At 70.7% G+C, this 21930-nt stretch carries 23 protein-coding genes; 11 read left to right on the top strand and 12 right to left on the bottom strand.

Annotated features, from left to right (window positions below; genetic code table 11):
- The first annotated feature begins 6 nt into the window (after positions 1-6).
- The 4 genes from AC1D2E_RS17345 to AC1D2E_RS17330 are packed head-to-tail and all read left to right on the top strand — an operon-like array spanning position 7 to position 4067.
- A complete protein-coding gene (locus AC1D2E_RS17345; protein WP_478198530.1) occupies positions 7-1635 on the top strand; it encodes a (2,3-dihydroxybenzoyl)adenylate synthase in 1629 nt (542 codons plus the stop codon).
- The gene (locus AC1D2E_RS17340) at positions 1632-2306 is read left to right on the top strand and encodes a glutathione S-transferase family protein (RefSeq protein WP_478198529.1); all 675 of its coding nucleotides are present in this window, start codon (positions 1632-1634) and stop codon (positions 2304-2306) included. Before AC1D2E_RS17345 ends, AC1D2E_RS17340 begins: the two co-directional genes overlap by 4 nt.
- A gap of 10 nt (positions 2307-2316) precedes the next feature.
- Positions 2317-3165, top strand: a complete 849-nt coding sequence (locus AC1D2E_RS17335; protein ID WP_478198528.1) for a hypothetical protein — start codon at positions 2317-2319, stop codon at positions 3163-3165.
- A 17-nt stretch (positions 3166-3182) separates the two neighbouring features.
- Positions 3183-4067 carry a RibD family protein gene (locus AC1D2E_RS17330; RefSeq protein WP_478198527.1) on the top strand — a complete coding sequence of 295 codons (885 nt, stop codon included), beginning with the start codon at positions 3183-3185 and terminating at the stop codon, positions 4065-4067.
- Here the strand turns inward: AC1D2E_RS17330 and AC1D2E_RS17325 are convergent.
- The 4 genes from AC1D2E_RS17325 to AC1D2E_RS17310 are packed head-to-tail and all read right to left on the bottom strand — an operon-like array spanning position 4064 to position 7420.
- A complete protein-coding gene (locus AC1D2E_RS17325; RefSeq protein ID WP_478198526.1) occupies positions 4064-4951 on the bottom strand; it encodes a class I SAM-dependent methyltransferase in 888 nt (295 codons plus the stop codon). The genes AC1D2E_RS17330 and AC1D2E_RS17325 overlap by 4 nt on opposite strands.
- On the bottom strand, positions 4948-6051 hold the full coding sequence (locus AC1D2E_RS17320) for a glycosyltransferase family 4 protein (protein ID WP_478198555.1): 1104 nt from the start codon (positions 6049-6051) through the stop codon (positions 4948-4950). The genes AC1D2E_RS17325 and AC1D2E_RS17320 overlap by 4 nt, the downstream gene beginning before the upstream one ends.
- Positions 6009-6422: a 6-pyruvoyl trahydropterin synthase family protein gene (locus AC1D2E_RS17315; protein ID WP_478198525.1), complete on the bottom strand. Its 414-nt coding sequence runs from the start codon at positions 6420-6422 to the stop codon at positions 6009-6011. Before AC1D2E_RS17315 ends, AC1D2E_RS17320 begins: the two co-directional genes overlap by 43 nt.
- A gap of 23 nt (positions 6423-6445) precedes the next feature.
- Positions 6446-7420: a zinc-dependent alcohol dehydrogenase gene (locus tag AC1D2E_RS17310; protein WP_478198524.1), complete on the bottom strand. Its 975-nt coding sequence runs from the start codon at positions 7418-7420 to the stop codon at positions 6446-6448.
- A gap of 67 nt (positions 7421-7487) precedes the next feature.
- Between AC1D2E_RS17310 and AC1D2E_RS17305 the strand changes: the two genes are divergently transcribed.
- The 4 genes from AC1D2E_RS17305 (at position 7488) to AC1D2E_RS17290 (ending at position 10844) form a co-directional block, all read left to right on the top strand.
- Positions 7488-8309, top strand: a complete 822-nt coding sequence (locus AC1D2E_RS17305; RefSeq protein WP_478198523.1) for a CDP-alcohol phosphatidyltransferase family protein — start codon at positions 7488-7490, stop codon at positions 8307-8309.
- Positions 8306-8902 carry a YceI family protein gene (locus AC1D2E_RS17300; protein ID WP_478198522.1) on the top strand — a complete coding sequence of 199 codons (597 nt, stop codon included), beginning with the start codon at positions 8306-8308 and terminating at the stop codon, positions 8900-8902. The genes AC1D2E_RS17305 and AC1D2E_RS17300 overlap by 4 nt, the downstream gene beginning before the upstream one ends.
- Positions 8899-10545 carry an alkaline phosphatase family protein gene (locus tag AC1D2E_RS17295; protein WP_478198521.1) on the top strand — a complete coding sequence of 549 codons (1647 nt, stop codon included), beginning with the start codon at positions 8899-8901 and terminating at the stop codon, positions 10543-10545. The genes AC1D2E_RS17300 and AC1D2E_RS17295 overlap by 4 nt, the downstream gene beginning before the upstream one ends.
- Positions 10546-10616: 71 nt before the next feature.
- The gene (locus AC1D2E_RS17290) at positions 10617-10844 is read left to right on the top strand and encodes a hypothetical protein (protein WP_478172191.1); all 228 of its coding nucleotides are present in this window, start codon (positions 10617-10619) and stop codon (positions 10842-10844) included.
- A gap of 47 nt (positions 10845-10891) precedes the next feature.
- Here the strand turns inward: AC1D2E_RS17290 and AC1D2E_RS17285 are convergent, their stop codons facing one another.
- The 7 genes from AC1D2E_RS17285 to AC1D2E_RS17255 form a co-directional block, all read right to left on the bottom strand.
- Positions 10892-11896: an XdhC family protein gene (locus tag AC1D2E_RS17285; RefSeq protein WP_478198520.1), complete on the bottom strand. Its 1005-nt coding sequence runs from the start codon at positions 11894-11896 to the stop codon at positions 10892-10894.
- A gap of 33 nt (positions 11897-11929) precedes the next feature.
- A complete protein-coding gene (locus AC1D2E_RS17280) occupies positions 11930-12511 on the bottom strand; it encodes a CoxG family protein (RefSeq protein WP_478172189.1) in 582 nt (193 codons plus the stop codon).
- Positions 12512-12595: 84 nt separating this feature from the next.
- Positions 12596-13801, bottom strand: a complete 1206-nt coding sequence (locus tag AC1D2E_RS17275) for a vWA domain-containing protein (protein WP_478198519.1) — start codon at positions 13799-13801, stop codon at positions 12596-12598.
- Entirely contained in the window at positions 13798-14727 is a 930-nt protein-coding gene (locus AC1D2E_RS17270) for an AAA family ATPase (protein WP_478172187.1), read from the bottom strand. Before AC1D2E_RS17270 ends, AC1D2E_RS17275 begins: the two co-directional genes overlap by 4 nt.
- 106 nt (positions 14728-14833) lie before the next feature.
- On the bottom strand, positions 14834-15625 hold the full coding sequence (locus AC1D2E_RS17265) for an FAD binding domain-containing protein (RefSeq protein ID WP_478198518.1): 792 nt from the start codon (positions 15623-15625) through the stop codon (positions 14834-14836).
- 20 nt (positions 15626-15645) lie between these two features.
- The gene (locus AC1D2E_RS17260) at positions 15646-18090 is read right to left on the bottom strand and encodes a xanthine dehydrogenase family protein molybdopterin-binding subunit (protein WP_478198517.1); all 2445 of its coding nucleotides are present in this window, start codon (positions 18088-18090) and stop codon (positions 15646-15648) included.
- A gap of 10 nt (positions 18091-18100) precedes the next feature.
- Positions 18101-18595: a (2Fe-2S)-binding protein gene (locus AC1D2E_RS17255; RefSeq protein ID WP_478198516.1), complete on the bottom strand. Its 495-nt coding sequence runs from the start codon at positions 18593-18595 to the stop codon at positions 18101-18103.
- Positions 18596-18777: 182 nt separating this feature from the next.
- On the opposite strand from AC1D2E_RS17255, the gene AC1D2E_RS17250 reads away from it, so the two are divergent.
- The 3 genes from AC1D2E_RS17250 (at position 18778) to AC1D2E_RS17240 (ending at position 21518) form a co-directional block, all read left to right on the top strand.
- Positions 18778-19899 carry a helix-turn-helix domain-containing protein gene (locus AC1D2E_RS17250; RefSeq protein ID WP_478198515.1) on the top strand — a complete coding sequence of 374 codons (1122 nt, stop codon included), beginning with the start codon at positions 18778-18780 and terminating at the stop codon, positions 19897-19899.
- 82 nt (positions 19900-19981) lie between these two features.
- On the top strand, positions 19982-21151 hold the full coding sequence (locus AC1D2E_RS17245; protein ID WP_478198514.1) for an ABC transporter substrate-binding protein: 1170 nt from the start codon (positions 19982-19984) through the stop codon (positions 21149-21151).
- 40 nt (positions 21152-21191) lie between these two features.
- Positions 21192-21518: a thioredoxin family protein gene (locus AC1D2E_RS17240; RefSeq protein ID WP_478198513.1), complete on the top strand. Its 327-nt coding sequence runs from the start codon at positions 21192-21194 to the stop codon at positions 21516-21518.
- Positions 21519-21525: 7 nt separating this feature from the next.
- On the opposite strand, the gene AC1D2E_RS17235 is transcribed toward AC1D2E_RS17240, so the two are convergent.
- On the bottom strand, positions 21526-21930 hold a 405-nt coding region (locus AC1D2E_RS17235), incomplete at its 5' end, for a TOBE domain-containing protein (protein WP_478198512.1).

The raw sequence follows: 21930 nt of genomic DNA, 5'->3' as shown, positions 1-21930 counted from the left end.
CCCACCATGCTCGAAGGCTGCGTCCCCTGGCCCGCCGAAGCGGCGGCCGAATACCGCCGGCTCGGCCTGTGGGAAGACCTCACGGTGGCCGAAATGGTCGAGCGCACGATGCGCTCCGTGCCGGACAAGACCGCGCTGGTCTTCGGCGACCGGCGCATCAGCTACGAGGAACTGGTGCGCGATTCGCGCCGCCTCGCAGTGGCCCTGCTCGATCTCGGGCTGAAGCCGCGCGAGCGCGTCGTGGTGCAGCTGCCGAACGTGCCGGAGTTCGTCATCGCCTACCTCGCGCTCAACTGGATGGGCGCGATCCCGGTGATGGCGCTGCGGGCGCACCGGCATGCCGAGGTGCGCCACTTCATCCGCGCCTCGGGTGCCAGCGCCTACCTGCTGCCCGACGTGATGGGCCGCTTCGACTACCGGCCGATGGCGGCCGAGATGGCGGCCGAGTTCTCCTCGCTGCGCCACCTGATCGTTGCCGGCGAACCGGCGCCGGGACAGCGCGCGCTCGACCCGCTGATCGCAGGCGATTCGGTGACCGACCGCGAATCGGTGGCCCGGCTGGCTGCGGTGCGGCCGTCGCCCGACGAGGTCTCGACGATGCTGCTGTCGGGCGGCACCACCTCGGTGTCGAAGCTGATCCCGCGCACCCACAACGACTACGTGCTCAACGCCCGGCTCTGTGCCCGCGCGGCCGGCTTCGACCGCGACACGGTCTTCATGGCGATCCTGCCGCTGGGCCACAACTACAACCTGGCCTCGCCGGGCCTGCTCGGCACCTTCTCGGCCGGCGGCACGACGGTGATCGCGACGGGCACCGACACCGAGGCCATCTTCGCCGCCGTCGAGCGCGAGCGGGTTTCGGTGATCGCCGGCGTGGTGCCGCTGATCGCCGGCTGGCTCGACAGCGAGGTGCCCAAGCGCTTCGACCTCTCCTCGCTGAAGGTCATCCAGAACGGCGGCGCGCGGCTCGCGCCCGAGCTGCGGATGCGCCTGGCCAGCCGCTTCGGCTGCACGCCGCAGGAGATCTACGGCACCGCCGAAGGCCTGATCAACATGACGCGGCTCGATGACCCGGAAGACCTGCTGTTCGAAAGCTCCGGCGCGCCGGTCAGCGAATACGACGAGATCAAGGTGCTGGACGACGACGACCGCGAAGTGCCCGACGGCCGGGCCGGCGAGCTGGTCACGCGCGGTCCCTACACCATCCGCGGCTACTACCACGCGCCCGAGAAGAACGCCGAGGCCTTCACGGCCGATGGCTTCTACCGCATGGGCGACATCGTGCGCAAGCGCGGGCGCCACGTCTTCACCGAAGGCCGGCGCAAGGACCTGATCAACCGCGGCGGCGAGAAGATCAGCTGCGACGAGATCGAGAACCTGATCTTCGGCCTGCCGCAGGTCAAGGGCGTGGCGCTGGTCGGCCTGCCCGACCCGGTGTACGGCGAAAGGGCCTGCGCCTGCGTCATCCTGCACCCCGGCACCACGCTCGGCTTCGACGAACTCATCGCCTACCTGCGGCAGCAGAAGATCGCCTCCTTCAAGCTGCCCGAGCGGCTCGAGATCATGACGGAGTTCCCGGTCAGCCCGGTGGGCAAGATACTCAAGCGCGAATTGCGGGAGATGATATTGGCATGATCGAGCTCTACCACTGCGTCAGTGCCAGGTCCTTCCGTCCGCTCTGGACGCTCGAGGAACTGGGTGCGCCCTACCAGCTGCGGATGCTGCCCTTTCCGCCGCGCGCACTCCAGCGCAGCTACCTCGAACTCAATCCGCTCGGCACGGTGCCGCTGCTGCTCGACGGCGCCACGCGCATGACCGAATCGGCCGCGATGTGCCAGTACCTGGTGCAGCGCTGCGACCCCGACAACCGGCACGGGCTCGCAGTGCTGCCGGGGGAGCCCGACTTCGGCGCCTGGCTCAACTGGCTGCATCACGGCGAGGCGACGCTGACCTTCCCGCAGACCATCGTGCTGCGCTACGGCCGCTTCGAATCCGACGAACGCAAGCTGCCGCAGGCAGCGGACGACTACGCCAAGTGGTTCATCGCCCGCCTGCGCGGCATCGACGCGGTGTTGGAGCAGCATGAATACCTCGCCGCCGACCGCTTCACCGTGGCCGACGTCTCGGTCGGCTACGCGCTGATGCTGGCCAACGAGCTCGACCTGGTGCCGCGCTTCCCGGCCGCGGTGGCGGCCTATTGGGAGCGGCTGCAGCAGCGCAAGGGCTTCCGGCGCGCGCTCGCCGCGCAGCACGATGCGGCCGTGGCGCAAGACGTCTCGCCGACGACCTCGACCCGACCGGCATGAGCTTGCCGGCATGGACTTCCATCACCCGCTGTTCGAAAGCCTCGCGCTGCCGCTCTTGCTGTCGTTCGCGGCCACCGGCCTGCTGCGCGCCGGCCTGGGCGCGGTCCACGGCCGGCGCTGGGCCGCGTCGGGCGCCGCATCGACGATCATCGTCGCCTCCGCATGGGCGCTCGGCTGGCAGCTGTGGCCCGGCAGCCTGACCGAGGAATTGCCCTGGATCTACGCTGCCGCCGCGCTGCTCGGCCTCGGCCTCGAAGGCATGCGGGCGCTGAAACGCACCAGCTGGCTCGCAAGCTGCGTCCTGTGGGCGCTGGTGCTGGCCGGGCTCAGCGACCAGCCTCTGGCGCTGCAAGCCGCCACCTGGGCGGTCGGGGCCGTGGCGCTCGCTGCGGTGCTGGGCGCCCCGCCCGAGCAAGCCGGGACGCCGGCGAGCCTGGTGGTGGCGGGCATCGGGCTGGCGGCCGTGGCCTTCATCGGTGGATCAGCGCTGCTGTTCGAGCTGGGCCTGTCGCTCGCGGCCGCCATCGCCGGCTGCGCGCTGTGGCTCTGGCCCAGCGCCCGCATCGGCTTCGGCGCCTGCGGCGCGGTGGTGTCCGTCATCGCCTGGCTGACGCTGGCGCAGGGCGTGGCCCTGCTGACGCCGGTGCAGTCCGAGGTCCTGCTGCTGCTGGCCGGCGCCTTGCTGTCCGGGCCGATGGTGCGCTGGGTGTGGCGCGGACGGCATCCTGCGGCGGAAGCACTGATCGTCGCGGCGGTGGCCGCGCTCTGGGTCGCCGCCGCGGTCGTGCTGGCGCTCCACGGCAACGCCCAGGCACCGCGCGACACGCAGGACGACCCCTACTACACGCCTCGCTGGTAGGCGATACCCCACCAATGATGCCCTCCGCCTCCCCCCTTGCCGGCATCGATGCGCTGTGGCCCCTGTGCCTGGAGATCGCGGCAGGTCGGCGCGGCCGCCACGCGCCGCCACCGGCGGACGCCCGTGGTCCGATCGCCTGGAGCGCAGCGCAGGGCTTCGCGCTACAGGGCCTGTGGGACGACGAGGCTGTCGCGCTGTTCGAATTGCTCAAGCCCCTGTTCGACCACCCGCGCGCCGGCACGCCCTGGGCGATCGGCCAGCTCGGACAGAGCCTGGACGGCTGCGTCGCCACCCATGGCGGCGACTCCAACTACGTCAACGGGCCCGAGATGCTGGTGCACCTGCACCGCCTGCGCGCCTTGTGCGACGCGGTCATCGTGGGCGCCGGAACCGCGGCCATCGACAACCCCCAGCTGACCACGCGGCGCGTGGCCGGCCCGCATCCGGTGCGCGTGCTGCTCGACCCGGCGCTGCGGCTGCCGGCGGCGCTGCGCGTCTTCTGCGACCGACAGGCACCGACCCTGCTCGCCTGCGATGCCGGCCGCGCCGCCGAAGCCTCGCGGCGCGTCGGCGTCGACCAGGTGCTCGGGGTGCGCGGCCTCGTGCGGCCCGACGGCAGCGCCGACCTGCGCGCCCTGCAGCTGGCCTTGCAGCAGCGCGGGCTGGGCGTGCTCTTCGTCGAAGGCGGCGGCGTCACGGTGTCGCGTTTCATCGAACAAGGCTGCCTCGACCGGCTGCACCTGTGCATCGCACCGGTGATCATCGGCGACGGCCGGCCCGGCCTGCAGCTGCCACGCAGCGCCGCGATGCGCGACTGCCTGCGGCCGCCGAGCCGGGTGTATCGCATGGGCGCCGATGTGCTGTGGGATCTGGACCTGCGCGCGGCGGCGTCCAAAAGCTAGCGCAGCGTCGCAAGCAGCTCGCGATGGCCGATGCGAAGGCGGGTGCCGGCCAGCAGGCGCGTGCGTTCGATCACCCAATCGGAGATGGCGGATGCCAGTTCCGGCGCCTGCTCGCAGGCCGCGGCAGCGCAGCCGGCCACCATCGCTGCCAGCATGGCTTGCGCCTGCGCGCTCTCGCTGCCGTCGATCTGCCAGTCGCTGGCCGCGTGCTGAAGTTCGTAGCCCAGCGCGCGCAGCCGTTCGGCCGCCCGCTCCACCGCCGCGCCGCCCAGTGCCGCGCCGAAASCCTTGTCGCGCTGCTGGTGCGCTTCGAACAGCCGCGTCAGCAGTTCGTCGCCCGCCACCTCGGGCGCCCAGTCCACACGGCCATCGACCGTGAGCGCGAACAGCAGCGCCACCTTCGCCGCCTGGACACGCACCAGCAAGTCGTCGAGCCAGGCGGCCGACACCAGGTCCAGCAGCGCCGACGCCGTGACCAGCCCGACCTCGGCCAGGGGCAGCGCGGCCAGTCCCTGCGCGAGATCGATCCGCAGCGGCTCCACGTCGGCGTGCCAGTCCGGCCCTTCGAGCCGCAAGCCCTCCCCGTTCGCGTGCGATGAGAAGCCCCGCGATGCAGCCCAGGCGGTGAGCGCACCGGGCAGCGTCGCCAGCAGCAGCGGATCATGATCGACCAGCAGCCAGCGCTGAGCCCCCCCCAGCCGAGGGGCCAGCGCGCGCAGGTTGGCACCGGTGCCGCAGGCCAGATCGAGCACCCCGAGGGTCGACGCGCCACCACGCAGGCGCCGCGCCAACCCCGGCAGGTCGAACGCGCTGAAGGACGCGCCGCGCGCCGATCGATCGAAGGGCTCGCGCAGCGCGAGCCAGTCGGCGCTGAAGCCGGTCATGCGAGCGCTGCCCGGTCGGCGGCATCGAGCGCAGCGGCGAAGCGCGCCGCACTGACGTCCCAGGTTGGCAGGCTGCGCCGAGCTTCGCGCGCGCCTTCGGAAAGCCTTGCCCGCAGGCCGGCATCGTCCAGCACTTGCCGCAAGGCAGCCTGCAGCGCGCCGATGTCGCCCGGCGGGACCCGCAGGCCCGCCGCGGCGGGCACCGTGTCCGGAATGGCGCCCGCCAGCGTGCTGATCACCGGCAGGCCATGCGCCAGCGCCTCGGCCAGCGCCATGCCGTAGCCCTCGTGGAAGGAGGGCAGCACGAAGACGTCGGCAGTCGCATAGAGCGTGCGCAGCCCGGCCTCGTCGCACTCCCCCAGGAGCCGCACGCGCCCCTGCAAGCCGTGGGCGTCGATCGCCGCCGCCAACGCCGCGGCGCAGGCCGCATCCATCGTGAGGCTGCCGGCGCAAAGCAGCGTCCACGGGCGATCCTGCAGGCCTGCCAGCGCCTCGATCAGCAGCGCGTGGCCCTTGCGCGGCGTCACCGTGGCGACGCACAGCAGCGCCAGCGCGGCCGAGCCCGAACCCTGCGCCAGCGCAGCCGGATCGGTGCCGGGTTCGACCACGGCGATCCGCGCGGCATCGACATCGAAGGCGGCCAGCGCCCGCCCGGTGGCGCGGCTGGTGACGATCACGCCACGCGCCGAAGCCAGCGCGCGCCGCTCGCTGTCGAACAGCGCGCGCTGCCGCCCGGGCCCGAGCCCGGTCTCCAGCGACAGCGGGTGATGGACCAGCGCGACCCATCGCAGCCGCCGCGCGTGGGCCGCCGCCACATCGGCCAGTACGCCGAAAGCCAGGCCGTCGACCACCACCAGCGCGTCATCGGGCAGTGCCTCGACCACGCGGCGAGCCGTGGCCAGGGCCGACGCATCGGGATCGGGATAGCCGGGCCCCAGCGACTGCAGGTCGACCTGCCAGCCGGCGGCGCGCAGGCCGTCGATGATTCGCCGGTCGTAGGTGTAGCCGCCGGTGCGGGTGCCGAGCTCGCCCGGCACCAGGAAGCTGCAGCGCGCGGTCAATCGGTGGCCGCCGGCAGTGCGGCCTCGTAGGCGGCCCAGGCCACGTGCGATTCGTGAAGCCGCACGCGCAAGCCCGACAGGCCGCCCGCATGGGGCCCGAGATCGCCGGCCGCGATGCGCGCGGCCATGCGGTCGAAGATCACGCGGGCCATGAATTCGGTGGTCGTGTTGCGCCCTTCGAAGGCCGGATCGTCGTCGAGGTTGCGCAGGTTGAGTCCACTCAGAACACTGCGCAGCACTTCGGTGGCCCGCGCGATGTCGACCACCATGCCGTCGGCATCGAGCTCGGCGCGGCGACATTCGAGATCGACCACGTAGGTCGCGCCGTGCAGGCGCTGGGCCGGCCCGAAGGCCTCGCCGCGGAAGCTGTGGGCGATCATGAAATGGTCGCGGACGTTGACGCTGTACATGCTGGGTCCAGTCGGTTTCGGTTTCAGGGATAGTCGATGCGCTGGCACAGCGTGTCCGGCGCGCCGGCGGCGAGACGCGCCAGCACCTCGGGCAGCTGCTCGAAAGGCGCGCTGTCGGTAACCAGCAGATCGAGCACCGGATCGCGCAGCAGCGACAAGGCCAGCGCGAGGCGGCGCCGGTGCGACCAGCGACTGCGCTGCGCCGCCGCCACCTGCCCAACCTGCGAGCTCTGGAGCACCAGCCGCCGTGAATGGAAAGCCTCGCCGAGCGGTAACGGGACCACCCGCCGTCCGTACCAGCTGAGCTCGATCACCGTGGCCTCGAAGGCGGCCAGCCGCAACGCCGTGACCAGGCCCTCGGGCTGGCCACTGGCATGCAGCACCAGGTCGGCGTCGGTTCGTGCGCCGGTGGGTTGCGCGAACGCCACCCCGAGCCGCTCGGCCACCGCGCGCCGGGACGCCCGCAGATCGATCAGCTCGACCTCGCAGCCCGGCAAGCGGGCCGCCAGCCAGGCGACCAGCAGGCCGACGACGCCGCCGCCCACCACCGCGATGCGGTCGCCCAACCGCGGCGCCGCGTCCCAGAGCGCATTCACCGCGGTCTCCATGTGGGCGGCCAGCACGGCGCGCGCCGGCGGCAGGCCGTCGGGCAGCGGATGCACCGCATCGGCCGGCACCCGGTAGCGGGTCTGGTGCGGATGCAGGCAGAAAACGGCGCGGCCTCGCAATGCGTCCGGACCCTGCTCGACGATGCCGACGCTCGCATAGCCGTACTTGACCGGCCCGGGGAAGTCGCCCTGCTGGAAGGGCGCACGCATCCGCTCGAATTCGCTCTCGGGAATCTCGCCGCGGAACACCAGCATCTCGGTGCCCCGGCTGACGGCGCTGTGAAGCGCCCGAACCTCGACCTCGCCGCTGCCGGGCGCTGCGCCCGGTTCGGTCCGGATCACGGCCCGGCCCGGCGCTTCGATCCAGCAGGCGCGGGGCTCGGCGGACATGACGCGAGAGGAATATGCTGGCATGCTTTCAGCGCCCGCAGTTCGCGAGCCCAAGGATTTCGAACCGATGGAGAGCCATCTTAAGGCGATGCCCTTGCAGACTTCCACCGACGATGGGCCCGTGTTGGCCGCGCAGGCGAAAGCGCTGCGCCGCGATGCATGGCGCGACGCGCTGTCCTGCCTGCCGCTGCTGATCCTGGCGGCCGCCGGCGCCACCGTCGCCGCCGGACTCGGCCCCTGGTTCGTCGTTCGCGCGCTGGCCGTGTTCGGACTGGCCTTCGCCATGGTGCTGCGGGCCCTGCCGGCCCATGCGCCGCACRCACGCTTCGGCGGCGCCAATCGCCTGACGCTGGCGCGCCTGGCGGGGGTCGCGCTGCTCGCGGCCGGCATCGGCGAGCCTTTCGCCGATCCCGCGGCCGCGGCCTGGGCCGCGATCGTGGTCGCCACCACGGCGGCGCTGATGGACGCGCTCGATGGGCCGCTGGCGCGCACGCGGGGCCTGGCGAGCGACTTCGGCGCCCGCTTCGACATGGAGACGGACGCCCTGCTGGTGCTCGTGCTGTCGCTGCTGGTGATCCACTTCGACAAGGCCGGCAGCTGGATCCTCGCCGCCGGGCTGATGCGCTATGCCTTCGTGGCGGCAGCGGCGGCCCTGCCCTGGCTGGCGCGCCCGCTGCCCCCGAGCCTGCGGCGCAAGGCGGTGTGCGTGGCGCAGATCACCAGCCTGATCGTCTGCCTCGGACCGATCATCGCGGTGCCCTGGAGCCACGCCATCGCCGCCGCCAGCCTGGCTGCGCTGGCCGCGTCCTTCGCGGCCGACCTGGGCTGGCTGGCCCGCCAGCGCCTGCGACACGGTGGACGCCCTTCGGCCGTGGAGCCTGCGCCATGACGACCTCGCGCGTCCGCGCTGCGAGCGCCACCGTCCTGCTCGGCCTTTGCGCATGGGCGGCGCCGGCGAGCGCCGAGCCGGCGCACTTCGAGCTCGATCCGAACCACATCACCGTCGCCTTCATGGTCGATCACCTGGGCTATGCGAAGGTGCTCGGCATGTTCCGCGCCGCCCGCGGCAGCTACGACTTCGACGAGGCCACCGGTGCGCTCGGCAAGCTGCGCATCGAGGTCGACACCCAGAGCGTGTTCAGCAACTACGCCAAGCGCGACCAGCACCTGAAGAGCGCGGAATTCCTCAACACGGCGCAGTTCCCGCGCATGGTGTTCACCGCCGACAGCGCCCGGCGCACCGGCGAACGCACGTTCGAGATCCCCGGCCAGCTCGATCTGCTGGGCCGGCCGCAGCCGCTGACGCTCACCGCCACCTGGAACAAGAGCGGGCCCTCGCCGATCGACAAGGTCTACACCATGGGGGTCTCGGCGCGCGGCAGCTTCAAGCGCAGCAGCCACGGCATGACCTATGGCGTCGCCAACGAATGGGTCGGCGACGAGGTGCCGCTGATCATCGAGTTCGAGGCGCAGCGCAAGTGAGGCCCACGGCGCGCTGGCCCGGATGGGGTGGCTGGCTGCTGCGCTTCGGCCTGCCCTTCGCGCTGCTCAATGCGCTGCTGACACTGGAGAACCTCTGGCCGACCTGGTGGGCGCTGCCGGGCCCGCGCCTGTCCTTCGAGCTCTGCATGGCGACGCTGGCGCTGGCGATCTGGATCCGCGTGCGGGGCGGCGCGGGCGCGCCGCTGCTGCGCAGCCTGTCGCTGCTCACGGTGTTGTGGGTCGCCACCCGCTATGCCGAGGTCACGGCTTCGGCGGTGTTCGGCCGCCAGATCAACCTGTACTGGGACGGGCGGCACCTGTTCGAGGTGCTGCGGATGGGCAATGCAGCCGGCTGGCAGATCGCGCTGGGAGGGGTCGCCGTGCTGGCTGCCGTGGGCGCGCTCTACGCACTGGCGCACCGCTGCTGGTCGAGGCTGGCGCGCGCGCTGGCTTGGCGGCGGCCGCTGCCGGCGATCGGCCTGGCTGGCGCCGCGCTGCTGGCGGCGTTCGCGCTGCAGGGCGTCGGCGGCCGCAACACGCGCTGGTTCTTCTCGATGCCGGTGGCGCCGATCATCGCCGCCCAGGCCGAGTTGCTCGCGGGCCTGTGGACGCCGGGGCACACAGCCTCGAGGCTGACGGCGAGCCCATCCTTCGACGCGCCGCTCACGGGCCTCGGCGGTGCCGACGTGCTGCTGCTCTTCGTCGAATCCTATGGCGTGACCACGCTCGACGATCCGGGACAGGCGGCCAGCCTGGCCGCCGCCCGCGAACGGCTGGCCCTGGCGCTGAAGGCCGGCGGACGCCAGGTGGTCTCGGCGCGCGTGCGCTCGCCGACCTTCGGCGGCGGCTCCTGGCTGGCCCACGCGGCGCTGCTGAGCGGCGTCGACACGCAGCGACCGGGCGACTACGAGCTGCTGCTGGCCACCGACCGACCGACGCTGGTGAAGCAATTCAAGGCCCACGGCTATCGCACAGTGAACTGGATGCCCGGGCTGCAGGGGCCCTGGCCCGAAGGCCGCTTCTACGGCTTCGACCGCTACGCCGATGCCCATGGCATCGGCTACCGCGGACCGCCCTTCGGCCATTGGCTGGTGCCGGACCAGGCGTCGATGGCGCTGCTGCATGCGCAGGAGCTGGCCGGGCCGCCCGCGGGCCGCCAGCCGCGGCTGGTGGTCTTCCCGACGCTGGCCAGTCACGCGCCGTTCCGGCCGCTGGCGCCCTACGTCGCCGACTGGCCGCGGCTGCTGCGTGCCGATGCCTATGCGCCGGCCGCGTTGAACGAGGCGCTGGCCCAGCCGGTCTCGTGGCTGGCGCCGGTGCCGTCGTATGTCGAATCGCTCGACTACACCTTTCGCTGGCTCGGCGACTACCTCGCGGGCCCGGCGCCGCCGCGGCTCGTGACCGTCGTGATCGGCGACCACCAGCCGATGGCCAGCGTCAGCGGGCGCGATGCCTCCTGGGACGTGCCGATCCACGTCATCAGCGCCGACCGCACATTGCTCGAGCGTTTCGAGGCCGCCGGCTTCAGCCCCGGACTGCTGCCGCCGCCACAAGCCTCGACGCCGCGAATGCACGCCCTGACGCCCCTGCTGCTGTCGATCTTCGAAGGCAGCGCGGGCGGGCACGCCGGCGCGGCCGAATAGCCGGTGACGGAACTCGATTCCGTGCACTATTTCACGCCGGCGCCTCGGCCTTCTCTGATAGCCTGAGCGCCATGCGCGCACTCATCCTGTTCGTCAACATCGCAGTCCTCGCGGCGGCTTACTGGGTTGCTTCGCTGACCGGATTGCTGATCGCGGCGGGGCTTTGCTTCGTTGTCATCGCCGCTTTCTTCGCCTTCTCGATGGCCAGCACCGAAGCCCGCGAGTCGCGCAAGATGCAGCGCGCGATGGGCCGCAACACCACCTTCCTGGCCGAACTGCTGGGCCCGCGAAAGCCCTGACTCCGTGGATCGCCTCCGGCAGTCCCTCGACGCACCGCTCGGCTTCTTCAGCCTGCGGCCGACTTCGCCACCGCCACCGCGGCCTCGCGCGGCAGCGTCACCGCGTTCTTCACCGCCAGGATTTCGGCCATCACGCTGACCGCGATCTCGGGCGGCGTCTTGCTGCCGATGTAGATGCCGATCGGGCCGCGCAGGCGCGCCAGCGATTGCGCGGTCTGCTCGAAATGCTCGATCATGCGTTCGCGCCGCGCCTCGGCATTGCGCCGCGAGCCGATGGCGCCGACGTAGAAGGCCTCGCTCTGCAGCGCCTCGAGCAGCGCCAGATCGTCGAGCTTGGGGTCGTGCGTGAGCGCCACCACGCAGGTCCGCCGATCGGGCTTGAAGGCGATCACGGCGTCGTCGGGCATCTCGGTGGTGATCGCCACGCCGGGCAAGGTCCAGGCCGTGTGGTATTCGGTCCGCGGATCGCACAGCGTGACCGCGAAGCCGCTGAACTTGGCCATCGTCGCCAGGTACTCGGCCAGCTGGCCGGCGCCGATCAGCAGCATGCGGTACTCGGGTCCGAAGGTGTTGACCAGCTCGGTGTCGTCGACCGACAGCTCGGCCGGCGAGCCGGCCTCGGCCAGCGTCACCGCGCCATCGGCCAGCCTGACCGTGCGCTGCATCAGGCGCCCCTCTTCGAGCGCCGCCACCAGCGTCTGCAGCGAGCCGGCGTCGGGGTCGTACTCGAGCAGGAGTTCGAGCGTGCCGCCGCAGGGCAGCCCGAAGCGATGCGCCTCGTCGGCGGTGATGCCGTACTTGAGCAGCGCCGGCGCGCCCGTCGGCATCACGCCGTCGCCATGGGCGCGGCTGTAGCACGCGATCAGGTCGTCCTCGATGCAGCCGCCCGACACCGAACCGACCACCGCGCCATCCTCGGCCAGCGCCATGATCGAGCCGATCGGGCGCGGCGACGAGCCCCAGGTTCGCACCACGGTGGAGAGCAGTGCACGGCGACCGGCCAGCCGCCAGTCGCGCAGGGTGCGCAGCACCATGACGTCGAGGTTTTCCATATCGTTCCCCCAGTTCCTTTGCCCGCCGACGCTTCAGCCGGCGTCCTTGTCGGTGTCAACACTGGCCTTCTTGCCGATGCCCAGCTTCTTCATGAAGCCCGCCACCGCGCCGGTCTTTTCGGCCGGGGGCGCGGCTTCGTCCGCCACTTCGGGCGGCGGGCCGTAGCGGCTCTGCATCTCGGCGTCGAAGCGCTTGAAGAAATCGTCGGCGGTCGACTTGGCAGCGCCGTCGATCAGGCGTTGGCCCATCTGCGCGATCTTGCCGCCGACCTGGGCCTGCACCGTGTAGTCGAGCTCGCAGCCCTCGCCGCCATCGGCGACCGGCTTCAACGACACGCTCGACGAGCCCTTGGCGAATCCGGCCACGCCGCCCTGGCCCTCGAAGGACAGCTTGTAGCTGTCGGGCGCCTCGATGTCGGCCAGCGTCACCTTGCCGGCGAACTTGGCCGACACCGGGCCGATCTTGAGCGCCAGCCCGACCGTGTACTGGTTGTCGCCGGTGAGCTCGAACCGGTCGCAGCCGGGGATGCACTTCTTGAGCGTCTCGGGATCGTTGAGCGCGTCCCAGGCCTGTTGCTGCGTGACGCCGAGGCGGCGGTTGCCGAGCATTTCCATGGTGGGTTCCTTGTGGTCGTTGGTAGGGGTCGAACCGTAGGCCTCCGCAAGTACACGAAGTGACGGAGCGTGGGGGTCATTTTGCTAGCGGCCGGCGCGCATCAGCGCCGCCAGGCTGGCGGCCAGTTGTTCGAGGGCACTGAGATTGTGAACCGCCAGCATCGCGTCTGCATGGCGGTGCAGCACCGCCGCGCCGCGCGCCAGCGGTGCATAGCCCTCGTAGCGCAGCAGCGGATTGAGCCACAGCAGCCGGCGCGAATGGCGCTTGAGCCAGAGCAGCTCGCGCTCCAGCGCCTCGGGCTCGCCGGTGTCGAGGCCGTCGCTGATCACCAGCACCAGCGTGCGGCGACCGGTCAGGCGGCGCGCGTGGGCGTGGCGCAGCTGGGCCAGCGACTCGCCGAAGCGCGTGCCGCCGGCGAAATCGTCGATCGCGGCACCGGCCGCGGCCAGCATCGCATCGGTATCGGCGATTCGGAAGGCCGGCGTCAGGTCGGTCAGGTGGGTGCCGAAGGCGAACACGTCGCGCCGACCGGCGCGCCGCGTCGACGCATGCAGGAAGGCCAGCAGCAGGCGCGCATAGCGCTCCATCGAACCCGAGACGTCGACCAGCACCAGCAGCGGCAGCGGCTGGCGGCGGCGCGAGAGCTTCGGCAGCCGCAGCATTTCGCCGCCGGTGCGTGCGGCCTCGTGCAGCACGCCGGGCCAGTGCATGCGCGAATGCACGCCGCCGTCGCCGGCGACCCGCAGCCGCCGCGAAGGCAGGGTCGGAACCGGCAACGCGATGTCGCGCGCCAGCCGCTCGACCAGCCGGTACTCGGCGGCGCCGAGGGCATTGAAGTCGGCATGGTGCACCCGCAGGCGATCGCTGGCGGTCATCGCGGCATCGAAGTCGACCTCGCGCTCGGTCTGCACCGGCTTGACCGCATCGCGCGGGGCCGCCAGGGCTTCGCGCACCCGCGGGCGGCGCTTCGAGGGCTCGGCCTTGCCTTCGGCGCTCGGCAACATCTGGGCCAGCAACTTGTTGGCCAGCTCGGGGTCGCGGAACCAGGCGTCGAAGAGCTCGCGGAACACCATCCGGTCTTCTTCGCGGCTGATCATCACGGCCTCCATCGCGGCCGCCAGGTCGATGCGGCTGTCGACGCCGACCAGCATCGCGGCCTCGGCCGCCAGCCCGATGCGCATGGCGTCGGTGCGCACGCCGGCACGCCGCAAGGCACGCCCGAAGCCCGCCAGATTGCCGGCCAGCTTGCCGCGGCGGGCATCGCCCAGCTGCTGCACGCGCTCGGTCAAGGCGCGGCCTCCTCCTCGGGCTTGAGCAGGTCGGAGGCCAGCTCGCGCGTCAGCGCGGCGACATCGTCGCGCTGCTTGAACAGGATGCCGGCGGTGTCGACCACCACCTCGGGATCGAGTTCGACGGTGTCGAGCGCGATCAGCGCCTTGGCCCATTCGACGCTTTCGGCAATGCCCGGCGCGCGCTGGAAGGCACTCGCGAAAGGCGCCGTGCGCAGGCGGCCGACGAAGGCCGCGACCTGCTCCGACAACACGGCGCCGGCTTCGGGCACCTGGGCGCGCACGATGGCGAGCTCGCGCTCGCGCTCCGGATAGTCGAGCCAGTGATAGAGGCAGCGGCGCTTGACCGCGTCGTTGAGTTCGCGCGTGCGGTTGCTGGTGAGCAGCGTGACCGGCGGCACCAGCGCCCGCACCGTGCCCAGCTCGGGGATGCTGACCTGGTACTCGCCCAGGTACTCGAGCAGGAAGGCCTCGAAGGGCTCGTCGGCGCGATCGACCTCGTCGACCAGCAGCACCGCGCCGGGGGGCGGTGCCTGCAGCGCCTGCAGCAGCGGCCGACGGATCAGGTAGCGCGGCTGGTAGACCTCGGACTCGACATCGCTCGAGGCGCCATGGGCCTCGGCGGCGCGCATGTGCAGCAGCTGCGCCGCATAGTTCCATTCGTAGAGCGCCTCGCGCTGTTCGAGGCCGTCGTAGCATTGCAGGCGCAGCAGTTCGCGCCCGAGCGCGGCCGACAGCGCTTTGGCCAGTTCGGTCTTGCCCACCCCCGGCTCACCCTCGAGCAGCAGAGGGCGCTGCAGCTTGAGGGCCAGGAACACCGCGGTCGCCAGCCGTCGATCGGCGTAGTAGCCGACGCCTTGCAGCGCCTGCACGACCGCATCGATGGAGGGGAACGGCGAGGTCGTGGCAGGCGTTGATTCAGTCATGGCGAAAGGATAGCGGCGACGGGTCCGGCGCCGGGCCGCCCCAAGGCGGACCGCGGCCCCCTCGGGGGGCAGCGAGGACACGAAGTGCCGAGCGTGGGGGCCAATGTCAGCCCAAGGCTTGGGCGACGGCGCGCTGCGTCAATACCGAGATCAGGTTGGCCCGGTAGTCGGCCGAGGCATGCAGGTCGCTGTTGAGATCGGTGGCGTCGATCTTGACGCCGGCCGCGGACTCGGGCGTGAACGCCTTGTTGAGCGCGTCCTCGAGGCCCTTGTGGCGGAACACGCCGTTGCCGGCGCCCGTCACCGCCACCCGAACGCCGCTCGCGTACTGCGCGAGGAAGACGCCGACCAGCGGAAAGTTGGAGGCCTTCTGGCGCAGCTTGACGTAGGCGGCCCGCTGCGGAATCGGAAAGCGGATCGCCTTGATCAACTCGCCATCTTCCAGCGCGGTGGTGAACAGGCCCAGGAAGAAGTCGTCGGCAGCGATCTCGCGCTTGTGGGTGATGACGGTGGCGCCCGAGCCCAGCACCGCGCTGGGATAGCAGGCGGCCGGGTCGTTGTTGGCGACAGAACCGCCCAGCGTGCCCATGGCGCGCACCTGCCGGTCGCCGATGCGCGCGGCCAGGTCGGCCAGCGCCGGGTAGGCGGCCTTGATTTCGGCGTTGTTGGCGACATCGAGGTGGCGCGACATGGCACCGATCACGAAGGCATCGCCGACCTTGCTGATACCGGTGAGCTCCTTGACGCCGCTGAGGTCGGCCAGTTGCTCGGGCGCGGACAGCCGCAGCTTCATGGATGCCAGCAGGGTCTGGCCGCCGGCCAGCGGCTTGGCGCCGGCTTCGGCGAGCTTGACCGCATCGGCCAGGCTGGTGGGGCGTTCGAGGGTGAAGGCGTACATGGTGATTTCCTTCCGGGTGTTCAGGGAGCGGGCTGGCCTTGGGTGCCGGCGGCGAGGGACGGCTGCGGCGGCTGCTGGGTCGCCGTGGTGCTGCCCTTGCGCATGGCCTCCCAGACGCGGTGCGGCGACGCCGGCATGTCGAAGTCCTTGACGCCCAACGGCGCCAGCGCATCGAGCACCGCGTTGATCACGGCCGGCGGCGAGCCGATGGCACCGGCCTCGCCGCAGCCCTTGGTACCCAGCGGGTTGTGGGTGCAGGGCGTGCACACCGTGTCGAGCTTGAACATCGGGAAGTCCTCGGCCCGCGGCATCGCGTAGTCCATGAAGCTGCCGGTGAGCAACTGGCCGGTATCGTTGTCGTAGACGCAGTTCTCCATCAACGCCTGGCCGATGCCCTGCACCAGCCCGCCGAGCACCTGCCCTTCCACGATCATCGGATTGATGATGGTGCCGAAGTCGTCGACGGCGGTGAAGCGGTCGACCTTGACTTCGCCGGTCTGCTTGTCGATCTCGACCTCGCAGATGTAGGTGCCGCCCGGGAAGGTGAAGTTGGTCGGGTCGTAGAACGCTGTTTCGTTCAGGCCGGGCTCGAGCTTGTCGAGCGGGTAGTTGTGCGGCACGTAGGCCGTCAGCGCCACCTGGCCGAAGGGGATCTTCTTGTCGGTGCCCTTGACAGTGAACTCGCCGTTGGCGAACTCGATGTCGGCATCGCTCGCTTCCATCAGGTGGGCCGCGATCTTCTTGGCCTTGGCCTCGATCTTGTCGAGCGCCTTCATGATCGCCGCGCCGCCGACCGAGATCGAGCGCGAGCCGTAGGTGCCCATGCCGAAGGGCACGCGGCCGGTGTCGCCGTGCACCACGTCGACCGCCTCGACCGCGATGCCAAGGCGCGCCGCCACCACCTGGGCGAAGGTGGTCTCATGGCCCTGGCCGTGGCTGTGCGAGCCGGTGAACACGGTCACGCTGCCGGTCGGGTGGACGCGGATCTCGCCGCACTCGAACAGGCCGGCGCGCGCGCCGAGCGCACCCGCGATGTTCGACGGCGCGATGCCGCAGGCCTCGATGTAGCTCGAATAGCCGATGCCGCGCAGCAAGCCCCGCGCCTCGCTGGCCGACTTGCGCGCAGCGAAGCCGGCCACGTCGGCCAGGGCCTGCGCCTTGGTCATGCAGGCGTGGAAATCGCCTGTGTCGTACTGCAGCGCCACCGGCGTCTGGTAGGGGAAGGTGGTGATGAAGTTGCGCTTGCGGATCTCGTCCTGGCCCAGGTTCATTTCCCAGGCGCAGCGCGACACCAGCCGCTCGAGCAGGTAGGTGGCCTCGGGCCGGCCGGCGCCGCGGTAGGCATCGACCGGCGCGGTGTTGGTGAACCAGGCGTCGACCTCGACGTAGACCTGCGGCGTCGTGTACTGGCCCGCGAGCAGGGTGGCGTAGAGAATGGTCGGTATGGCCGTCGAGAAGGTCGACAGGTACGCGCCGAGGTTGGCATCGGTGTGCACGCGCAGCGCGAGGAACTTGCCCTGCGCATCCATTGCCATCTCGGCGTGGCTGACGTGGTCGCGGCCATGCGCGTCGCAGAGGAAGGACTCCGAGCGCTCGCCGGTCCACTTGATGTTGCGGTTGAGCTGCTTCGAGGCCCAGGTGAGGCACACGTCCTCGGCGTAGAGATAGATCTTGGAGCCGAAGCCGCCGCCGACGTCGGGTGCGATCACGCGCACCTTGTGCTCGGGCAGGCCGAGCACGAAGGCCGTCATCAGCAGGCGCTCGACGTGCGGGTTCTGGTTGGAGACGTAGAGCGTGTACTCCTCGTTCGCGCGGCTGTAGCTGCCGATGGCGACGCGCGGCTCGAGCGCATTGGGGACCAGCCGGTTGTTGACCAGGTCGAGCTTGGTGACGTGCGCCGCGTTCTTGAAAGCGGCGTCGACCGCCGCCTTGTCGCCGATCGCCCACTTGTAGCACTGGTTGTCGGGCGCCTCGTCATGGATGGTGACGCCGCTCTGCTTCTTCGCGGCGTCGGCCACGCTGACCAGCGCCGGGTGCACGTCGTAGTCGACCACCACCGCCTCGGCCGCATTCTTGGCCTGCTCGACGGTCTCGGCCACCACCATCGCGACATGGTCGCCGACATAGCGCACCTTCTTGATCGCGAGGATCGGGTGCATCGGCTCCTTCATCGGCGTGCCGTCGGGGTTGTTGATCAGCCAGCCGCAGGGCAGCCCGCCCATCTTCCCCTCGATGTCCTTGCCGCTGAAGATGCCGATCACGCCGGGCATCTTCGATGCGGCGGAAATGTCGACCGACTTGATCGTCGCATGCGCGTGCGGCGAGCGCACGAAGATGCAGTGGGCCTGGTTGGCCAGGTCGATGTCGTCGGTGTACTGGCCGGCGCCAGTCAGGAAGCGGTAGTCTTCCTTGCGCTTGAAAGCCTCGCCGATGTGCGGCAGGCCTGCGAAGTCGGGTGCGCCCATGGTGTGCTCCTCAGGCCGTGGCCGTGGTCTTGGCGGGCGCGGCGGACATCGCCTCGCCACCCATCTGCACCGCCTTGACGATGTTCTGGTAGCCGGTGCAGCGGCACAGGTTGCCGTCGAGCAGCTCGCGGATCTCGGTTTCGCTCGACTTCGGGTGGTGGGTGCACAGGTCGATGGCGCTCATGACCATGCCCGGCGTGCAGAAGCCGCATTGCAGGCCGTGGCACTCCTTGAAGGCGGCCTGCATCGGGTGCATGGTGCCGTCGGGCTGCGCGATGCCCTCGATGGTGGTGATCTCGGCACCGGCCACCTGCGCGACCAGCACGTTGCACGACTTGACGGCCCGGCCGTTGACGTGGACCGTGCAGGCGCCGCACTGCGCGGTGTCGCAGCCGACGTGCGTGCCGGTCAGGTGGAGATGCTCGCGAATCGCTTGCACGAGGAAGGTGTTCGGGGGGGCGTCGACCGTGACCTCGCGGCCGTTGACCGTGAAAGGAACCTGCATGTGGCTGTCTCCGTTAGAGGTGATGGCTGAATCGGCGGATTGAATCTTGGCCGTGCCTAGGGGGCACCATCCTAGGCAAAACCCTAGGCGCTTGCGCGTTGTCCCTGAAATTCTCAAAATGAAACAGCTTGCCCTCCGGCGAGACCCGAACAGGCGCCGCCTCAGGCCCGATGTCCCACACGATGACGCAACACGCCGCCTCGCCCTTGCCCGAGCGCTCCCTGTCCATTGCCCAGGCCCGCCGCGAATGGATCGAGGGAGAGCGTGCAACCGATCCGCCGGCCTCGCGCATCGCGCCATGGCTGGTGCGCTCGTGGCAGCGCTGCCTGGCCGCCGGCCACCGGCCGCAACAACGCGTCAGCTTCGATCCGGTGTCCGCCCAGGGCATGCGGCGGACCACCGAGCGCAACCGGGCGCTCGTCACGGCGGCGCGTCCGGTGCTCGAGCGGCTGTCGCGGGCGATCGCGGACACGCGCTATTTCGCCATCCTGACCGACGCCGACGGCATCGTGGTGGACGTCGGCGCCCTGCCCTCGGGCAGCGACCCGGCGGCCCGGCATGCGCGCGACATCGCCCGCATCGGCGTCGACCTGTCGGAACGCGCGGTCGGCACCACGGCGATCGGCGCCGCGCTGGCCGAGCACGAATCGGTCTGGCTGCATCGCGGCGAGCACTTCTTCGACGACACCAGTATCTACAGCTGCGCTGGCGCCCCGCTCTTCGGTCCCCAGGGCGACTGCATCGGCATGCTGGACCTGACCGGCGTGCAGGTGGTCGAGCGGCCCGAGCTGCGCCACCTCGCGGCGGCGTCGGCGCGCAGCATCGAGAATGCCCTGGTGCTGAGCCACCCGTGCGAGCTGCTGCTGCAGATCGGCTGGCCGGGCAGCGCCGCAGGCGCCGACACCGAGGGCCTGCTGTGCGTCGATCCCAATGGCCACGTGAGCGGCGCCAATGCCGCGGCGCGCCACATGCTGCACCAGCCGCTGGGCGGCCGGCCGGCGCTGCACTGCAACGATCTCTTCGCACTGCCGCCGCAGATGCTGTTCGACGCCGCCCGGCGCGGCGACGCGGTGCTCGAGGTCCCGCTCTGGTCGGGCCTGCGGGTGCAGGCCCGGCCCCGGCTGGCCCGGCAATCCGTGGCAGCTTCGACGGCGGCGGCCAGCCCGCCGCGCCTGCGCGACCTCGAATCGGCGCTGATCCGCAAGGCCGTGAACGATGCCCGCGGCAATGTGGCGGAAGCGGCACGAGCACTGGGAATCAGCCGCGCCACGGTGTACCGGAAGCTGGGCCGGGATCCGCGCTAGTGACTTTTTTACAATTTGTTGCTATTGTCAGCGTCTGTTAAAACCTGCGCGCCGAACCCGGCGGCTTGATTGGACGTTGACCATGCGCGAATCCGAGGCCAATTGCTTTTCCCTGCCGGCTAGACCCACTCGGCGCCAGGTCGTCAAGCGCATCGCCGGCGCCGCCGGTCTCGGTGTCGCAGCCGGCTTCGGCCTGCCGGTGTTCGCGCAGGCCCGGGCGATCCGCGTCGGCGCCTCCTTCGACAACAGCAGCGTCGAGAAGGCCAACGGCATCGGCCTGTTCCAGGGCTCGTCGGCTTACATCAACGCGTTGAACCGCGCCGGCGGCATCAACGGCACGAAGGTCGAACTGGTGATGGCCGACGACCAGTTCAAGCCCGACATCGCCAAGTCCAACGCCCTCGCCTTCGCCGCCGACAGTTCGGTGCTGGCCATGGTGCACCCGCTGGGCACGCGGCAGACCGCCGAGATCATCGACGCGGTCCCCGGCATGGCCGTGGTCGGACCGAACACCGGTACCGTCTCGCTGCGCAAGAAGGCGGCGCCGAACGCCTTCTGGGTGCGCGCCAACTACGACCAGGAGCTCGACCGCCTGATCGCCACCGCGGCCGTGCTCGGCCAGTCGCGCATCGGCATCGTCTATTCGGAAGATCCGCTCGGCCAGTCGCTGCTGGCGGGCTTCAAGGCCGCGCTGACCAAGGCCAAGCTCGAGCCGGCGGTGATCGCGAGCACGCCGGGCACGACCAGCATGGAGGTCGATCCGGCCGCCGCGAAGATCGCCGCGGCCGCACCGCAGATCGTCATCATCGGCCTGGCCGGCACCGCGCCGGCCTTCGTGCGCGCGCTGCGCAAGGCCGGCGGCAAGAGCAACGCCTACGGCTTGTCGATCACGGCCAGCGCGCTCGGCGCCATGGGCGACCTGGCGCACGGACTGGGTTTCGCGATCGTCGTGCCCTCGCCCTTCGCGACCAAGTACGAGATCGTGCGGCGCTACCAGGCCGACATGCTGGCCAGCGGCAACAAGGAGTTCTCGCTGCCGAGCCTCGAGGGCTATATGGACGCCTGCGTGCTGGCCGAAGGCCTGCGCCGTGCCGGCCCGTCGCCGACGCGCGCCAGCGTGATCGCCGGGCTCGAGCACATCGAGGGCTACGACCTCGGTGGCGTGAAGATCAATTTCGGCCGCGGCAACCGCGAAGGCAATCAGTTCGTGGATGTGGCGGTCATCAGCTCCAACGGCCGCTTGATCAGCTGAGCTGCGAGCAGCGTTCGCTCGGCTCACGCAGAATCGCGTGATGATTTCAAGCTATTCAACGGCGGCGCCTTCGCGCGCCGATGTCGACGCGCTGTCGGGTTCCACGCTGGTCGAGTTCGGCACCGACTGGTGCGGCTTCTGCAAGGCGGCGCAGCCGCTGCTGGCCGAGGCACTGGCCGACGCGCCAGCGCTGCGGCACCTGAAGATCGAGGACGGCAGCGGGCGCCCATTGGGCCGCTCGTTCAGGGTCAAGCTGTGGCCGACGCTGGTCTTCATGCGCGACGGCCAGGAGATCGGGCGGCTGGTGCGGCCCGGCAACGCGGAACTGATCCGGCAGGAACTCGCCCGGCTGGGCATCGCCGCCTGAGCGCCACTCATCCGGGCAGCGCCACCACCACGGCCGCTTCGTCGACCACCGCCATCACGCGCTGGCGCACGCGCAACCCGCTGCCGCTGGGCGCGAAGCCGACCAGTTCCAGGCCGCCTTCGAGCGCCACCGAGATCTCGTCGCCGTCGGCGCCGCGGGCCACGCCGGCGACCACGCCACCGAGTTGATTGCCCTTGGGGCGACGCTCGGGCGACAGCCGTTCGACCCGCACCGCCGTGGCCTTGCACAGCGCGATCGCTCCCATGCCCTCGGCCAGGCCAAGCAGTTCCGCGCTCTCCAGCGTGATACGGGCCGAAAGGCGCTGCGTGCTGCCCAGCAGCATGCGCACCCGCACGATCCGGCCCGTCGCCTCGACCGCCTCGACGGTGGCCGGCAACTGGTTGCGCATGCT

It is taken from the genome of Variovorax sp. P1_H2 (assembly GCF_056405295.1).
The sequence above is the reverse complement of the archived record's forward strand: the minus strand, read 5'-3'. Positions and strand labels throughout refer to the sequence as shown.

Coding starts and splice junctions, on each gene's coding strand:
- AC1D2E_RS17345 (WP_478198530.1), top strand. CDS start 7: ATGCTCGAAGGCTGCGTCCCCTGGCCCGCCGAAGCGGCGGCCGAATAC.
- AC1D2E_RS17340 (WP_478198529.1), top strand. CDS start 1,632: ATGATCGAGCTCTACCACTGCGTCAGTGCCAGGTCCTTCCGTCCGCTC.
- AC1D2E_RS17335 (WP_478198528.1), top strand. CDS start 2,317: ATGGACTTCCATCACCCGCTGTTCGAAAGCCTCGCGCTGCCGCTCTTG.
- AC1D2E_RS17330 (WP_478198527.1), top strand. CDS start 3,183: ATGCCCTCCGCCTCCCCCCTTGCCGGCATCGATGCGCTGTGGCCCCTG.
- AC1D2E_RS17315 (WP_478198525.1), bottom strand. CDS start 6,422: ATGTACAGCGTCAACGTCCGCGACCATTTCATGATCGCCCACAGCTTC.
- AC1D2E_RS17310 (WP_478198524.1), bottom strand. CDS start 7,420: ATGTCCGCCGAGCCCCGCGCCTGCTGGATCGAAGCGCCGGGCCGGGCC.
- AC1D2E_RS17300 (WP_478198522.1), top strand. CDS start 8,306: ATGACGACCTCGCGCGTCCGCGCTGCGAGCGCCACCGTCCTGCTCGGC.
- AC1D2E_RS17290 (WP_478172191.1), top strand. CDS start 10,617: ATGCGCGCACTCATCCTGTTCGTCAACATCGCAGTCCTCGCGGCGGCT.
- AC1D2E_RS17285 (WP_478198520.1), bottom strand. CDS start 11,896: ATGGAAAACCTCGACGTCATGGTGCTGCGCACCCTGCGCGACTGGCGG.
- AC1D2E_RS17280 (WP_478172189.1), bottom strand. CDS start 12,511: ATGGAAATGCTCGGCAACCGCCGCCTCGGCGTCACGCAGCAACAGGCC.
- AC1D2E_RS17270 (WP_478172187.1), bottom strand. CDS start 14,727: ATGACTGAATCAACGCCTGCCACGACCTCGCCGTTCCCCTCCATCGAT.
- AC1D2E_RS17265 (WP_478198518.1), bottom strand. CDS start 15,625: ATGTACGCCTTCACCCTCGAACGCCCCACCAGCCTGGCCGATGCGGTC.
- AC1D2E_RS17260 (WP_478198517.1), bottom strand. CDS start 18,090: ATGGGCGCACCCGACTTCGCAGGCCTGCCGCACATCGGCGAGGCTTTC.
- AC1D2E_RS17255 (WP_478198516.1), bottom strand. CDS start 18,595: ATGCAGGTTCCTTTCACGGTCAACGGCCGCGAGGTCACGGTCGACGCC.
- AC1D2E_RS17250 (WP_478198515.1), top strand. CDS start 18,778: ATGACGCAACACGCCGCCTCGCCCTTGCCCGAGCGCTCCCTGTCCATT.
- AC1D2E_RS17245 (WP_478198514.1), top strand. CDS start 19,982: ATGCGCGAATCCGAGGCCAATTGCTTTTCCCTGCCGGCTAGACCCACT.
- AC1D2E_RS17240 (WP_478198513.1), top strand. CDS start 21,192: ATGATTTCAAGCTATTCAACGGCGGCGCCTTCGCGCGCCGATGTCGAC.